The organism is Xinfangfangia pollutisoli (assembly GCF_020179405.1).
Classification (GTDB): Bacteria; Pseudomonadota; Alphaproteobacteria; order Rhodobacterales; family Rhodobacteraceae; genus Pseudogemmobacter; species Pseudogemmobacter pollutisoli.
In genome coordinates this window covers 1-14,974 of the sequence record NZ_JAICBZ010000021.1, presented here as the reverse complement: position 1 = coordinate 14,974, position 14,974 = coordinate 1, and the positions used below count along the sequence as shown (strand labels likewise).

At 66.9% G+C, this 14,974-nt stretch carries 15 protein-coding genes and 1 pseudogene; 10 read left to right on the top strand and 6 right to left on the bottom strand.

Annotation, left to right across the window (positions count from 1 at the left end):
• Positions 1–110: 110 nt before the first annotated feature.
• Positions 111–464 carry a type 1 periplasmic-binding domain-containing protein gene (locus K1Y73_RS08715; protein WP_225027900.1) on the bottom strand — a complete coding sequence of 118 codons (354 nt, stop codon included), beginning with the start codon at positions 462–464 and terminating at the stop codon, positions 111–113.
• 92 nt (positions 465–556) lie between these two features.
• Here K1Y73_RS08715 and K1Y73_RS08710 point away from each other — a divergent pair, with 92 nt between their 5' ends.
• Positions 557–1,240, top strand: coding sequence for an IS6 family transposase (locus K1Y73_RS08710; RefSeq protein WP_225027899.1), 684 nt, complete (start codon positions 557–559; stop codon positions 1,238–1,240).
• 59 nt (positions 1,241–1,299) lie between these two features.
• Here K1Y73_RS08710 and K1Y73_RS08705 read toward each other — a convergent pair whose 3' ends face one another.
• Complete coding sequence (locus K1Y73_RS08705; protein ID WP_225027898.1) at positions 1,300–2,886, bottom strand: NAD(P)-binding domain-containing protein; 1,587 nt, start codon at positions 2,884–2,886, stop codon at positions 1,300–1,302.
• A 182-nt stretch (positions 2,887–3,068) separates the two neighbouring features.
• Here K1Y73_RS08705 and K1Y73_RS08700 point away from each other — a divergent pair, with 182 nt between their 5' ends.
• From K1Y73_RS08700 to K1Y73_RS08660, 9 genes are all read left to right on the top strand, one after another.
• The gene (locus K1Y73_RS08700) at positions 3,069–4,238 is read left to right on the top strand and encodes an ABC transporter substrate-binding protein (protein ID WP_225027897.1); all 1,170 of its coding nucleotides are present in this window, start codon (positions 3,069–3,071) and stop codon (positions 4,236–4,238) included.
• Between the two features lie 132 nt (positions 4,239–4,370).
• A complete protein-coding gene (locus K1Y73_RS08695) occupies positions 4,371–5,246 on the top strand; it encodes a branched-chain amino acid ABC transporter permease (protein WP_225027896.1) in 876 nt (291 codons plus the stop codon).
• A complete protein-coding gene (locus K1Y73_RS08690) occupies positions 5,243–6,253 on the top strand; it encodes a branched-chain amino acid ABC transporter permease (RefSeq protein ID WP_225027895.1) in 1,011 nt (336 codons plus the stop codon). Before K1Y73_RS08695 ends, K1Y73_RS08690 begins: the two co-directional genes overlap by 4 nt.
• Positions 6,250–7,017, top strand: a complete 768-nt coding sequence (locus K1Y73_RS08685; RefSeq protein WP_225027894.1) for an ABC transporter ATP-binding protein — start codon at positions 6,250–6,252, stop codon at positions 7,015–7,017. The genes K1Y73_RS08690 and K1Y73_RS08685 overlap by 4 nt, the downstream gene beginning before the upstream one ends.
• Positions 7,014–7,721 (top strand): ABC transporter ATP-binding protein, encoded by a 708-nt coding sequence (locus K1Y73_RS08680; protein ID WP_225027893.1) that lies wholly within the window; start codon positions 7,014–7,016, stop codon positions 7,719–7,721. Before K1Y73_RS08685 ends, K1Y73_RS08680 begins: the two co-directional genes overlap by 4 nt.
• A gap of 106 nt (positions 7,722–7,827) precedes the next feature.
• Positions 7,828–8,487 carry an aspartate/glutamate racemase family protein gene (locus tag K1Y73_RS08675; RefSeq protein ID WP_225027892.1) on the top strand — a complete coding sequence of 220 codons (660 nt, stop codon included), beginning with the start codon at positions 7,828–7,830 and terminating at the stop codon, positions 8,485–8,487.
• A 2-nt stretch (positions 8,488–8,489) separates the two neighbouring features.
• Positions 8,490–9,851 carry a dihydroorotase gene (locus K1Y73_RS08670; protein ID WP_225027891.1) on the top strand — a complete coding sequence of 454 codons (1,362 nt, stop codon included), beginning with the start codon at positions 8,490–8,492 and terminating at the stop codon, positions 9,849–9,851.
• A gap of 1 nt (position 9,852) precedes the next feature.
• Positions 9,853–10,779: a dihydrodipicolinate synthase family protein gene (locus tag K1Y73_RS08665; RefSeq protein WP_225027890.1), complete on the top strand. Its 927-nt coding sequence runs from the start codon at positions 9,853–9,855 to the stop codon at positions 10,777–10,779.
• Entirely contained in the window at positions 10,779–11,540 is a 762-nt protein-coding gene (locus K1Y73_RS08660; RefSeq protein ID WP_225027889.1) for an SDR family oxidoreductase, read from the top strand. The genes K1Y73_RS08665 and K1Y73_RS08660 overlap by 1 nt, the downstream gene beginning before the upstream one ends.
• Positions 11,541–11,610: 70 nt before the next feature.
• Here the strand turns inward: K1Y73_RS08660 and K1Y73_RS08655 are convergent, their stop codons facing one another.
• From K1Y73_RS08655 to K1Y73_RS08640, 4 genes and pseudogenes are all read right to left on the bottom strand, one after another.
• Positions 11,611–12,495 carry a creatininase family protein gene (locus K1Y73_RS08655; protein ID WP_225027888.1) on the bottom strand — a complete coding sequence of 295 codons (885 nt, stop codon included), beginning with the start codon at positions 12,493–12,495 and terminating at the stop codon, positions 11,611–11,613.
• A gap of 54 nt (positions 12,496–12,549) precedes the next feature.
• On the bottom strand, positions 12,550–12,942 hold the full coding sequence (locus tag K1Y73_RS08650) for a hypothetical protein (RefSeq protein WP_225027887.1): 393 nt from the start codon (positions 12,940–12,942) through the stop codon (positions 12,550–12,552).
• A gap of 22 nt (positions 12,943–12,964) precedes the next feature.
• The gene (locus K1Y73_RS08645; RefSeq protein ID WP_225027886.1) at positions 12,965–14,260 is read right to left on the bottom strand and encodes an NAD(P)/FAD-dependent oxidoreductase; all 1,296 of its coding nucleotides are present in this window, start codon (positions 14,258–14,260) and stop codon (positions 12,965–12,967) included.
• Between the two features lie 7 nt (positions 14,261–14,267).
• A pseudogene (locus tag K1Y73_RS08640) lies at positions 14,268–14,974 on the bottom strand (NAD(P)/FAD-dependent oxidoreductase); the annotation flags it as partial.

The following is a 14,974-nucleotide window of genomic DNA, read 5'->3' as shown; positions in this document are numbered from 1 at the left end:
CGCAGGGTCAAGCGCCGGTCAGGCCGCGCGCCGGCGCCCCTGCGGCCGCGCGCAAGGGGATGATTCGAGACCGGATCGTGGGGGGCCGGCCGGGGTGGCGGCAGGCGGGCCTAGTCCTGGCGGGGCCGTTCCGAGGACCAGGGAAAGTTCACGAACTGGGCGCGCTGATCGGCACAGGTATTGCCGTAGAACCGCAGATACTGGTCGCGGCGCGCGAGATCCCGGAAGACCGCGGCCGGATCGGCCATGTCCGCCGCATAGCCCGCCAATGACTGGGGCGTCAGCAGCGCGGGCAGAACGTCGATGGCTTTCGGAATGCTCTTTCCCTCGATCCAGTCGGCCGCCTGCTGGCCCATCGCATAGCCGAAGGCCGACGAGGCCAGGCTGACACTGGCCTTGTAGGGGCTGCCGGGCGCCTGCAATTCGGCGACCGCGGCCTGGCCGGCATCGACCGGCGTGATCACCGGCGCGCCCAGGGATACTGTCGCACATTTTCGACTTTCTGAGTGCGCGTGATGTGTCAGCGTTGTCAGGGAGTTGGCAAGAGACGGTTGTCGTGATCGAGTTCAAGGGCGTGCATTGTCCGAAGTTCGTGATCCTGCACGCGGTTTTCTTCTACCTCCGCTACGCCGTCTCCTACCGTGACCTGGAGGAGATCATGGCAGAGCGCGGGGTGAAGGTCGATCATGCCACGCTGAACCGTCGGGTGGTAAAGCTTGCGCCTCTGATCGCGGCCCGGGCGCAAGCGAGGAAACGGTCGACTGCCACATCTTGGCGGATGGACGAGACCTACATCAAGGTGAAGCGCAAATGGACCTATCTTTACCGAGCCGTGGATCGCGACGGCCAAACCCTTGATTTCCTGCTTTCCGAACGCCGAGATCTGTCCGCTGCCCGGCACTTCTTCAAGCGCGCGATTGGCACCACCGGCGTGCCGGACCGGATTGTGATCGACAAAAGCAGTGCCATCCCAGCCGGCCTGCAGGCGGTGAACGTGATCCTGAAGTTCACCGGCAACGGGCGCATCATCGGGGCGCGGCAGGTCAAATACCTCAACAACATACTGGAACAAGACCACCGCTTCATCAAGTGCATCACCGGCCCGATGATGGGCTTCAAGGCTTTCCATTCGGCGGCCGCCAGCATCGCAGGCATCGAGGCCGCTCACATGATCCGCAAAGGTCAAATCGCGGCCAACGGCGCAACCGCATTCCAGACCTTCGCGGGGCTCGCAGCATAACTCTGTCCGCAGATCAGGCCATGGCCACACTCGGCAATGTTTGCGGCGGAACCGGGCGTTCAGCCCGCCGGGGGTTTCCACATGTGACCGGCCAGCGGCGTGGGATCGGTGTCGATCTGGTCCCAGTTGCGGGTGATGCGGAAATGCTCTGCCTCATCCTCCATCCACAGGGCATGGGTCAGCCCGTGGATCAGCGGCGGCAGCCCGTAACGGATGCCTGACAGCGACGCGCCGGAATGCGCATTGGTCACCGTGGCGCCGTAGTTGAAACACCAGATATTGGCCAGAACCGGGGTCTTGCCCGGCACCCGTTCGACAAAGCGCAGGTCGCGCGTCAGATAGGGATAGGTGATCAGCCAATTGTCTGGCTGCCCCTCGGGCGGGGTGAACACATCCTGCCACAGCGCGATATTGTCGGCGAAGGGGGCCAGTTCCCGCCGGTTGGCCGCGTCGATGGAAAAGCCGGTGCCGATGAAGACATGGTCGAATTCCTCGACCGAGCCGTCCGAGGCGGTGATGCGGATCCGGCCTTCCGGGGTCATGGCGGCATCGGTCCAGGTGGCCCCGGCATGGACGGTGAAATTCGGGAACATGGCGCAGCGGTCCACGCCGTCCTGCGTGGGCGGTTGGCCATAGGTGAAGATGGCCTGAATCCAGCGCCATTTGTCATTGTCCGACATTGAGGCGAAATGGCGCAGATAGCCCGCCTTTTCCAGATAGCGGAAGGCATTGGATGTCAGGATCTGCTTGCGTCGCATGAACAGGGTGACATGGCCCGCCCCCAGTTCCAGCAGATCCGCCCCGCGGTCCCAGGCGGTGGCCCCGGCACCCAGGATGGCCACCTTGCGGCCCTTCCAGTCCAGACTGTCCACGTCATCGGTGCAGAGCGTATAGGCCGAGGGGGAGAGCTTGTCGCGGACGAAGGCGGGCACGTTCCAGTTGCCCATGCCCTCGATCCCGGTGGCCAGCACGACCTTGCGGGCGATGACATGGCGGCCATCGGCGGTTTCCACCCGGACAAAGGCGCCATCCTGCACAAAGCCCGTCACATCGGCATCGTTGCGCACCGGCAGGGCCAGCACCTCGCGGAACCATTCCAGATAGGCGTGCCAGGTCTGGCGCGGCCATTTGTCCAGCTGGTGCCAGCCCTCCTCGCCATAGATCGCCTCGAACCAGCTGCGCGGCGCAAGCGAGGGCATGCCCAGTTCCGGCCCCGACACATGCTTGGGCGAACGCAGGGTCCACATCCGGGAATAGGTGATCCACGGCCCCTCTTGCCCTGCGGGCATCCGGTCGAGGATCAGGAAGTTGTTCACCCGTTCCTGCCGCAGCGCATGGCCGAGGGTCAGGCCGCACTGGCCGCCGCCCACGATGACCACATCATAGACATGCTGGCCCGAGGGATGCTGCCGCGGGATCACCCATTCGTCGCGGGGGTAAAGCAGGATCTCGATATCGTGTCGGACCCGGTCGGACAGCGCGGCGATCCGCGCTTCTGCATCCGGCAGCGGAAGCTGGCGGAAGACAGGTTTCAGGCCGGTGCGGATCTCTTCATGGGCAAGCGCCGTCAGTCGAATCAGCCAGTCGCGGTAACCGGGGCGCTGCGAGGAATGTCCGTCTGAGGGCAGGAATTCGGAGTGCTGCATATTTTGTGTGCTTCCCTGTAACGATTCTAGCTGTGAGTCATTGTTCTCACACGCATATTCCGGTTTCTTCTGATATATCACTATTGATACTTGTCAAATATCCATGACCGTAGCACTTGAGGCCGCACAGAGAGGCGGCCCTGGACCCAGCCCACAGGCCAACCCAAAGGAAGGTATGCGACATGACGAGATTCGGACGGCGGACCCTGCTGAAATCCGGTGCAGCCGCGGCATTGCTGGCGGCCTTGCCCGCCCGCGTTCTGGCGCAGGACGGCGATATCCATATCGCGATCGCCGGCCCGATGACCGGCGACAGCGCCTCGATGGGCCTGAACGCGCAGCGCGGCGCGGCGGCGGCGATGGAGCTGATCAATGCCGCGGGCGGGGTGAACGGCCGCAAGATCGTGGTCGAATTCTTCGATGACATGGGCCAGCCGCGCGAAGCGGCCTCGGTCGCGCGCCGGATCGTGGATGCGGGCATCTATGCCGCTGTCATCGGCCATGTGAATTCCTCCTGCACGCTGGCGGCCATGCCGATCTATGCCGAAACCGGCCTGCCGGTGCTGTGCGGGTCATCCTCGAATTCGCAGGTCACGGAATCGGGCTGGACCAATATCATCCGCTGCACCATCCGCGACGATTATGGCGCGCAGCAATATTCGGCCTATGCGGTCAACAACCTTGGCAAGAAGAAGCTCGGCATCCTGTTCGCCAATGACGATTTCGGCCGCGGCCTGCGCGACAAGATGATGACCGCGGCCGATGCCCTGGGCGCCGAAGTGGTGGCCGATGCGGGCTTTACCCCGAATGTGGACAAGGATTTCTCGGCCATCGTCACCGATTTCGTGGCGAAGGGCGTCGAGGTCTTCATGCTGAACTGCAACTACACCGAGGGCGGGCTGTTCCTGGGTCAGGCGCAGTCTCTGGGCGTCAGCGGCATTCCGACGGTGGGGCCGGATTCGCTGCTTTACAACGAATTCATCGAACTGGCGCAGGGGGCGGCCGAAGGCGCGAATGTGCTGGCGGCCTATGACCCCTATTCGGCCAATGAAAAGACCGTGGCCTTCATGACCAAATTCGCGGCCGATTACGATGCGCTGCCCAGCCAGGTGGCGGTGTTCACTTGCGATCTGCTGATGCTGGTGCAGACGCTGATGGCGGGCGGGACTGAGGCGCCGGATCTGATCGCGGCGGCCAAGGCCGCGACCTTCGAAGGTGTGGGCGGCACCTACAACTGGAACGAAAAGGGCGATGTCGAAAGCCGCACCTTTGCCGTTGTCACCGTCAAGGACGGCGCTTTCGCCTCGACCGGGATCACTGTCGATGAGACCGGGCTTGAAGTCCTGCGCTGATCCCGGCTGCCCCGTGCCCTGCTGAGATCCCCGGTGGCGGCCCCGCGTGAGGGGGCGGCCGCTCACTTGCCCGCATCTCCGGTTCCGGCCGGCGATGCGGGTCTTCCCGTTCCGCCGGCCCAAAGGTGACCGATGGTCTATTATCTTGAGCAACTGTCCAACGGACTGGCGATCGGCAGCATCTATGCGCTGATCGCATTGGGATATTCCCTGGTCTATTCCATCCTGAACCTGATCAATTTCGCCCATGGCTATGTGATCATGGTCGGCGCTTTCGTCGCGCTGCAGCTTCTGGCCCTGGGCGTGCATCCCGCGCTGGCGGTGCTGCTGGCCTGCTGTTCCGGCGCGCTGATCGCCATGCTGGTCGAGCGGATCGCCTATCGCCCGGTGCGCCATGCCAACCGGGTGATCCCGATGATCTCGGCACTTGGCGCCGGGCTGGTGCTGTCTGCCGCGGCGCAGCTGATCTGGGGGCCCGAGGTGCGGTCCTTTCCGCAGCTGATTCCGCGGTTTCCGGTGGAAATCGGCGGGATCAACCTGTCGTCCCAGTCGCTGGTGATCCTGGCGATATCGGTCGTGCTGGTGGTCGCCTCGTCCTGGTTCCTGCACCGCACACGCTTTGGCCTTGCGGCGCAATGCGTGCGGCAGGACATGGTGGCGGCACAGCTGATGGGCATTCCGGTCAATACGGTGATCGTGGCGATCTATGCGCTTGGCGGTTTCCTTGGCGTGGCGGGGTCGATCCTCTTTGCCATGTATTTCAACGCGGTCTTCATCCAGATGGGCCTTCTCGCCACCACCAAGGCCTGGGCGGCGGCGATGCTGGGCGGGATCGGCAGCTTTCAGGGCGCGTTCTGGGGCGGCATCCTTCTGGGTCTGGCCGAGACGCTGGCCGTGATCACCGTGGGGTCGGCCTATCGGGACGGGGTCAGCATGGCGATCATCGTGGGCGTCCTGCTGCTGCGGCCCGCGGGCCTGTTCGGCACCACCATCAAGGAGCGGTCATGACACAGACCCTTGCCTCTCTGGCACCCGCCCCGCGCCTGCGCGGCCTTGCTGTGCTCTTGTTCGTGCTGGCGCTGGCGGTGCTGCCTCTGGTGCTGCCCGGCCGGTTCTGGCTGCATATTGTCAGCCTGACGATGATCTACACCATCTTTGTTCTGGGCCAGAACATCGTGACGGGTTGGGCCGGGATGCTGACCTTGGGTCAGGCGGCCTTTGTCGGCATGGGGGCCTATACCTCGGTCATCCTGACCATGCAGTATGGCGTGCCATGGCCCCTGGCCGCACTGGCGGCGGGGGCGGTGGCGGGGATCACCGGCGCGCTGCTGTCTATCCCCTGCCTCAGGGTGAAGGCGGATTTCCTGTCGCTGGTCACCATTGCCTTCAACCAGATCTTCTTTGTCGTCGCCAACAACTGGATGGATCTGACCCGCGGGCCGATGGGCATTCCGGGCGTGCCGGCCATGGGCGCCTTCGGCTGGCAGGCCACCACCGCGACCCAGCAGTTCTGGCTGATCCTGGCTGTGGTGATCCTGCTGTTCGTGATCGTCGGGCGGCTGACCCGCGGCCCCATCGGACGGGCGTGGAAGATGATCCGCGATGATGAGATCGCCGCCGGCACCATCGGGGTGAATGTCACCGGCTACAAGGTGCTGGCCTTCGGCGTCGGCTGCTTTCTTTGCGGTCTGGGGGGCAGCATCTATGGCCATTACATGCGCTTCATCTCGCCCGATATGTTTAAGCTGGAAGAGTCGCTTCTGCTGATGCAGATGGCCATTCTGGGCGGGCTTGCCTCGATGCCGGGCACCGCGCTTGGCGTCTTCCTGATGATCGCCATCCCCGAGGCGCTGCGCTCGCAGGAGCCGTGGCTCATCACCGCGCGTCCCGGGATCGCGGGGGCGATGCTGGTCCTGCTGATGATCTTCCGGCCGAACGGTCTTCTGGGTCTGGGCGAGACGCCGCCCGTCCTGCGCAAGCTGCGGGCGGCCCTGCCGTGGGGAGGTGCGAAATGACGCTTCTGTCCTGTGAAGGCATCAGCAAAAGCTTTCTGGGCGTGAAGGCGCTGGTCGATGTGTCGATCAGCGTGGTCGAGGGCGAGACCCTGGGGATCATCGGCCCCAACGGCTCGGGCAAGACCACCTTCTTCAACATCCTGTCGGGGCTGGAACGGGCCGATGCGGGCCGGATCCTGCTGAAGGGGCGGGACATCACCCGCACCCCGCCACACCGGATTTCCGCGCAGGGCATCGTGCGGACCTTCCAGAACCTGCGGCTGTTCGGCGGGATGACCGCTTTGGACAATGTGATCTGTGGCGGCCACAAGGAGGCGCCCACTGGGTTTCTGGGACAGATCGCCCAGACCGCGCGCGTCCGCCGGGCCGAGGCCGAGGGGCGCGAGCATGCACGCGCCTGTCTGGCCGATGTGGGGCTGGGTGCCTATGAGAACGCCTTCACCACGCAGCTGTCCTATGGCCAGACCAAGCGGCTGGAACTGGCGCGGGCGCTGAACGGCCGGCCGCGCATCCTGCTTCTGGACGAGCCGACTGCCGGCATGAACGACGTGCAGGCGGGTGAGATCCTTGAACTGGTGGCCGCCATGCGCCAGCGCCACGCGCTGACGCTGATCGTGATCGAACACAATGTGCCGGTTCTGGCGCGCTTTGCCGACCGGATTGTCGTCATGGATGCGGGGCAGAAGCTGGTCGAGGGGCTTCCCGGCGATGTCGTGCGCGATGCCCGGGTGATCGAGGCCTATCTGGGAACGGGGGCGGCATGACGCTGGAAATCGAAAATCTGCGCGCAGGCTATGGCGACCGCGTCATTCTGGACGGGCTGAGCATGCGCATCGACACGGGCGACCGCATCTCGCTGATCGGGCATAACGGGGCGGGCAAAAGCACGATCATCAAGGCCATCACCGGCCAGATCCGGCCGCGCTCCGGGGCGATCCGGTTCGACGGCCAGCCGATCACGCGCATGGACACGGCCGACCTTGTGCCTTTGGGCATCGTGCAGGTGCCGCCGGGCCGCCGGGTGTTTCCGCGGCTGTCGGTCGAGCAGAACCTGCGGATGGGGGCCTATACCCGCAAGGACCGCACCGGGATCGCCGCGGATATCGCAGCGACCTATGATCGCTTTCCGGTCCTGGCGCGCAAGCGGGCGCATGCGGCAGGCACCATGTCAGGCGGGGAACAGCAGATGCTGGCCATCGCCCGCGCGCTGATGTCGCGTCCGCGGCTTCTGCTGGTGGACGAACCCTCGCTCGGCCTGTCGCCGCTGATGGTGGAACAGGTGTTCGAATTTCTGGGCGGGCTGAAGGACAGCGGCGTCTCCATCGTCCTGGCCGAACAGAATGTGCGGATGGCACTGAAGGTGACTGACCGCGCGGTGGTTCTGTCGCAGGGGGCGGTGCGGTCGGATATGTCGGCGGCGGCGCTTTTGCAGGATGCCGAGTTCCGGCGCACCTATCTGGGCGGCTAGGGCGCGCAGACGGGTTGCAAAGCTGCATATGTTCGTAATATATCACTATGAATATCGTGGATCATCTTAAGCTTCGGCCCAGGATCCGCAGAGGAAAGGTCGGAAGATGAAGATCCTTGTTCTCAACCCCAACGGTTCGTCCGAGGTGACCGAGACCATTGCCCGCAGCATTGCGCCGCTGCGCGGGCGGACGGGGCATGAGATCGTCTGCGACTATATCCCCTCGGCCCCGCAAGGCATTGAATCCGATGCCGATGTGGCCTTCGTGGCGCCCTTGGTGGTGGAGATCGTCGCGAAAGGCAATGCCGATGCCTATGTCATCGCCTGCTTCTCGGACCCCGGGGTCGAGGCGGCGCGCAAGGTGACGACGAAACCGGTGATCGGCATTGCCGAGGCGGCCTATTATGCGGCCCTGCAGCAGGCGCCCCGCTTCGGGGTGGTCTCGCTCGGTCCGGCCTCCATCGCGCGCCACGCCGCCCATATCGGTCGGCTGGGGCTGGCGGGGCGTCTGGCGGGGGACCGGGCGGTGCAGATGTCGGTGGCCGAAGCGGCGGATGCCCATGGCGCCCGCGCCTCGGTGGAACGTGTCGCCTCGACCCTGCGGGATGAGGATGGGGCAAGGGTGGTGATCCTGGGTTGCGCGGGGATGGGCGGCCACCGGCCCGCGCTGCAGGAAAGCCTTGGCATGACGGTGATCGACCCGGTGCAGGCCGCCGTGGCCGCCGCGATCACTGCGCTGGACCTTGGCTATACGGGGGCGGTGTGACCATGGATCTGTTGATCAGGGGCGCCATCGTCACCCCGGGCGCCGTGCTGGACGGCGGCTGGGTCGCGGTGAAGGACGGACGGATCGCCGCGGTGGGGCAGGGCCAGGCGCCTGCGGCCGCCCGCGTGCAGGACTACGGCGCGGCGCTGGTGGTGCCCGGTGTGGTGGATGGCCAGACCCATGCCACCAGCTACAAGGGTCTGCCCGGAATCGCGGACACGACCCGTTCGGCGGTGGCCGGGGGGGTCACCACGCTGGTGGACATGCCCTATGACAATCCGCTGCCGCTGGACCGGCCCGAACGGCTGGCCGACAAGGTGGCCGCCATCCGTGCGCATTCCCATGCCGATATGGCGCTTTACGGCACGGCCACCCGCGAAACCGGGGTGGAAAACATTTCCGCGCTGATCGGCGGCGGCGTCTGTGCCTTCAAGATCTCTTCCTTCGAAAGCAGCCCGACCCGGTTCCCCCGCATCGCCAGCGATCTGACGCTGGATCTGTTCGAGGCGCTGGCGGGCACAGATCTGCCGCTTGGCCTGCACAATGAAAATCAGGAAATCGTCATGACCCGCATGGCGCGGGCCCGCGCCGCGGGGCAGGACGGGATCAGGGCCCATGCCACGGCGCGGCCGGTGGCGGCGGAACTGGCGGCCACGGCAGAGTTTATGGCGCTTGGGCTGGCGGCGGCAGCACATGCCCATCCGGTGCATCTGACCACGGGTGAGGGGTTCGGCATCACCGATGCCTTTGCCTGCATGGGTGCGCGCGCCACGGGGGAACTCTGCGTGCATTACCTGTGGTTCGACGCGGCCCGCGACGGCGAACGGCTGGGCGCACGGATGAAGGTGAACCCGCCGATCCGGGTGGGCGCGATCGGCGGTCTCTGGCAGGCCATGGCCGCGGATCAGGTGGCCTTCGTATCCTCTGACCATTCCAGCTGGCCCATCGACAACAAGCTGACCGCCTCGATCTTCGATGCGGGGGCCGGGGTGCCGGGGCTGGAGACGCTGTTGCCCGCCTTTTTCACCCTGATGGAGGGGCAGGGGCCGGGGGCGGCTTTGCGCACGGCGGATTATCTTTGCGCCCGGCCCGCGCGGTTCTTCGGGATTGATGACCGCAAGGGCGCCATCGTTCCGGGCCGCGATGCCGATTTTGCCGTGCTGGAACAGGGCCGCTTCGTCTGGGATGAGGCGCAGGCCCATGATGGCCTGAACTGGAGCCCGTTCCATGGCGAGACCTTCACCGCCCGCGTCGCCGCCACCTGGCTGCGCGGCGCACTGGCCTGGGACGGGGCCGAAATCGTAAACCGGGCGGGCACCGGCCAATATGTGCCGCGCACCACTTCGGGCTGGTATGGACGCTGACATGGCATCGCTGACGGCAGAGGCGCGCGGCGTCTTCGTGATTTCGGTCACCCCCTTCCGCGAGGACGGGTCGCTGGATCTGGACAGCCTTGACCGGGTGACCGATTTCTATCTGGAGGCCGGGGCCGACGGGCTGACCATCCTTGGCATGATGGGAGAGGCGCCCAAGCTGACGCAGGCGGAATCGCTTTTGGTCATCGACCGGGTGATCGCGCGGGCGCAGGGCAAGCCGGTGGTGGTGGGTGTCTCAGCCCCCGGGCTGGCGGCGCTGGCCGAACTGGGGCAGGAGGCAATGGCCCGCGGTGCGGCGGGGGTCATGGTCGCCCCGCCCATGTCCTTGCGCACCGATGCGCAGATCCTGACCTATTACCGGCAGGCCTGCGGCTTTCTGGGCGCCGATGTACCGGTGGTTTTGCAGGATTTCCCGCTGGCCACCACGGTGCAGATCAGTGATGACCTGCTGGGCCGCCTAATCGACGATCTGCCGCAGATCGTGATGCTGAAGCATGAAGACTGGCCCGGTCTGGCCAAGATCTCCCGGCTGCGGGCGGCCGAGGCGAAGGGGCGCCGCCGGATCTCGGTCCTGTGCGGCAATGGCGGGGTGTTCCTGCCCGAAGAGGTGGCCCGCGGGGCCGACGGGGCAATGACCGGCTTCGGTTTCCCCGAAATGCTGGTGCAGGTGACAGAGCTTGCGTCGAAGGGCGAGATGGACCGCGCGCAGGATCTGTTCGATGCCTATCTGCCGCTGGTGCGCTATGAACAGCAGCCCGGCGTCGGGCTGGCGGTGCGCAAGCATGTGCTGGCCAAGCGCGGCGCCATTGCCTGCGATGCGCAGCGCCAGCCCGGCGCGGTGCTGGACCCGCTGGCCCGGGCCGAGGTGGACCGGCTGTTGGACCGCCAGACGAAACGCCTGAAGGAGCTGGGCTGATGGATTACGGATTTTCGGGCCGCAAGGCGCTGGTTCTGGGGGCAAGCCGCGGCCTTGGGGCCGCATCCGCACGGCTTTTGGCCGAAGAGGGCGCGCAGGTCTTTGCCGCCTCGCGCAAAGGCGCGCTGCCGGACTGGGCGGGCGGGCTGGATGTCATCCCGGTGGCGGTGGATCTGACCGATCCTGCGGCGGTTGCGGCCATTGGGGCGCAGATGGCCGCGGAAGGGATCGACATTCTGGTCAACAACTGCGGCGGTCCGGCGGCAGGTCCTGCCGCGGGGCAGGGCACCGCCGGCTGGCAGGCGGCCTTTGCGGCCATGGCCACCCCGGTCTTTGCGCTGACCGATGCGGTTCTGCCGGGGATGGTGGCGCGGGGCTGGGGCCGGATCATCACCATCGGCTCTTCGGGCGTGATCGCGCCGATCCCGAACCTTGCGCTGTCGAACGGCGTGCGCGGCGCCGTGGCGGGCTGGTCCAAGACGCTGGCGGCCGAGGTTGCGGCCAAGGGCGTGACCGTCAACATGGTCCTGCCGGGCCGCATCGCCACCGATCGGGTGCGCGAACTGGATCAGGGCAAGGCCGGCAAGTCCGGTCAGACGCTGGAACAGGTAGAGGCGGAAAGCCGCGCCGCCATTCCCGCGGGCCGCTATGGCAAGCCCGAGGAATTCGCCGCCGTCGTGGCCTTTCTGGCCAGCGCGCAGGCCAGCTATGTCACCGGGTCGATGATCCGGGCGGATGGCGGGCTGTTGCGCAACCTCTGACAGGCCCCGGTATCTTTCGAAGACCACCACTCCTGAAACCGGCAAGGGCGGCCCCAAGGCCGCCCTTTTCTTATTCCGCCGCCCGGCGTGGCTTCAATGCAGGGCTGATCCCCGGCCGGGACGGGTCGCGCGCGATGCCAAGGCGCAGCGGCGTACGGGCAAAGGCGTTCAGGAAATCCGCCAGACCGGCCACCGTCGCCTCCAGCACGGCGGCGCCGATCTCGGGCGTGGCGGCGCCCGGATCGCCGTAATAGCCGCAATCGTCGGCCTGAAACACCGGCGGCCAGCCGCCGCCGAAGGCGGTCAGCGGATCTTCGGGATGGCCGGGCGGAATCCAGGGCTGGATCACCCGCGGCGGCAGGCCCGCGGCGCCTTGGACGATGCGGGCGCGATCCTCGCCTGCATGCAGGGTCATCATCAGCGCGGTTTCCTGCTCGCAGGCATGGCCCGACCGCAGAAGCCCGCCGGTCAGCGCCGCCAGCCACTGCTTTTCGCCCGGCGCGGAATAATCGACCATCCCCACGGCCAGCCCATCCGTCACCAGCTGGCCGCAGAGCGCGCGCAGCGGCGCGCTGTTGCCGCCATGGCCGTTCACGAACAGCACCCGCGGAAAGCCGGAGGCCAGGATCGACCGCGCCGTGTCGCCCAGCACGGCCAGATAGGTTTCCAGCCGCAGGCTGATGGTGCCGGTCAGGCTTTGGTGATGGGGCGAGAAGCCGGTGGCCACGACGGGGGCCACCACCACCTGGGCGGCCGTCACCCGCATCGCGGCCAGTTCGCAGACGGCGGCGGCCAGCAGGGCATCGGTTTCCACGGGCAGATGGTCGCTGTGCTGTTCGATCGCGCCGGTCGGCACGATGACCAGGGCCCCCGCCTCGCGCTTCGCGGCAAGTTCGGTGCGGCTGAGTTCGGCCCAGATCAGATCCCGCGGGGCGAAATGGCGCTGTGTTGTCATGGTCTTTGTCCCGGTTGCAGGGGCGGTCCGCCGGTCGGGCGGGCCACGCCGTCCTTACATGTCGCCCGCTTCCTTTGACGGGTTGGCGGCCACGGCGATGACCAGCCCCGCCTCGCCGATGATATGGCGGTAACGGTAGTTGACCGGCAGATACATGGCATCGCCCGGCTTGAAGATATGCTCTTCGCCATCGGTGCCGTCGGGGTTCTGGATGATCTGCCGCGACCAGCCGTGCAGGCAATACAGGATCACCTCATGCACGCCGTCGCCTTCGACCATCACGTCGAAATGCGGCATGTAGGTCGTGATGTGAAACGAGATCGAGGAGCCGTGCAGCTTCTTGGTGATCAGGCGGTGGCTGAATTCCTGCCCCTTGTGCACCCATGTCAGGGCCACATCTTCCTGCCGCGACCATTTGATCTTGCCGCCGGGGGTGTCTTCGCTCATGTCGGTTCTCCTTTGGATGGGGTTAGCGGAAGCGCGCTTCAAAGGCGTCGCGTGCGCTCCAGACCGGCAGGATCAGATCGGGGCCAAGCCCGGTGATCCTGCGGAACGGAACGGGCCGGGCCGCCGTGACAGGCAGCACGAAATCATCGTCCGGGATGCGCCCGGCCAGCCAGGGCCCCAGCTTGCGCCCAAGGGCGGTGGTCAGGGCCACACCGCGGCCGTTGCAGCCGATGGCCGCCTCCAGCCCCGGGGCAAGGCGCATCATCCGCGGCAGGAAATCCAGCGTACCGGCGATCACCCCGGTCCAGGCATAATCGGCCCGGATCGGGGGCAGACCGGGAACCAGCCGCATCAGCCGCCGGGCGAACTGCTGCCGGGCCAGCGCCATCCGCCCGGGCAGCGGCGGCACCATGCCGCCGGTCACCAGCCGCCCGTCGGGTGACCAGCGGAGGGCAAAGGTGTGCCGGCGGGTATCGGCCACCGGGGCCATGTCAGGCAGCAGGCTGCGGCGCAGGCTTTCGGGCATCACCTGTGTGGCGATCTGGAACACCCGCGCCGGGATGACCGAGGCGCGCAGGTCGGGCAGCAGGTCACCGATCAGCGCATTCGTGGTCATCAGCACCCGGCGGGCCCGGACCTGTCCGCCGGGTGTGCTAAGCCGCCAGCCCGCACCATCGGGGATCAGCGCCGTCACCGGGCTGTCGCCGCGCAGCCGGACGCCGGCGGCCACGGCGGCCCGCGCCAGCCCGCGCGCATAGGCCAAGGGCGTGATCTGCCCGCCCGAGGCAATGCGGATGCCGCCGTGCAGACCCGCAATGCCGGTGCGGGCGGCCAGGGCATCGCGGTCCAGCCAGTCGGCATCCACCCCCGCCTGCAAGAGGCGCGGCAGGCGGCCCTGCAGCGCCGCCTCGGCCTGCCGGGAATGGGCGGGCTGCAGCCAGCCGTTCTGCACGGCCCCGCAGTCGATGCCGTGGCGGGCGATCAGGCCGAAAACCTCTGCCCCGGACCCGGCGACCAGCCGCAGCAGGCGGTCGGCATGGGTCTCTCCCATGGCGCGGACCACGTCGGCCGGCCCGATCGAGGCCTTGAGGCTGGGCACCACAAAGCCGGTATTGCGGCCCGAGGCGCCAAAGCCGGGCTGGTGGCTTTCCAGCAGGACCACATCCAGCCCGGCCATGGCCGCATGCAGCGCGGCGGACAGGCCCAGAAACCCCGCCCCCACGATCACCACATCCGCGGTGACGGCGCCATCCAGCGGCGCAAAGGGCGGGGCAGGCGGGATGATGGCTTCCCAAAGAGAGCCGGTGGCTTCGGTCATCATCGCCTCACAGGCTCATGGCGGTTTCGAACCCGTCCAGAATGGCGGCTTCGATATCGCGCGGGGCATAGGCATCGCCGATCACGCGGACGGGCAGGTCCATGCCGCGGATCACCGGCAAGAGGCTGTCCTCGGCCAGCCCGGGCAGCACGGCGACGATGGTGTCATACCGGCCATGGCCGGTGACGGTGCGGGTGAAGATGTTGTAGAACTCCACCGTGCCGCCGTCGAAGCGATGCGGCGTGACGGTAGGCCGGAAGGTCACCCCTGCCAGCAGGCATTCGCGCTGGAAATAGCTGAGGTTCTGGATCTCCAGCTTTTCGCCAGCGTGAAAGGCCATGGTGGCCAGCTCGACACTGCGGCCCGCGCGGGCGAACATCAGCGCGGCGGCCATGCCCGGGGCGCGGTTCAGGTGATCGACGATCAGAACGCGCGGACCGATGCCCGCACCCCCCGCGGCCATGTCCAGCACGGCGGCATCCAGATCCATCAGCGGCGCCGTTCCCGCCCCCGGCACCGTCAGTGGCCGCGGCCGCGCGCCGGTGGCCAGCACCACATCATCGGGCGCCAGTTCGGCGATCAATGCGGCATCGGCGCGGGTGTTCAGCCGCAGGGTGACCCCCGCCCGCAGCAGCCGGTCGGCCTTGCTGTCGCGCAGGCGCAGCCATTCGCCGCGGCCGTCCGGCAGGGCCGCGGTGACCATCCGCCCGCCCA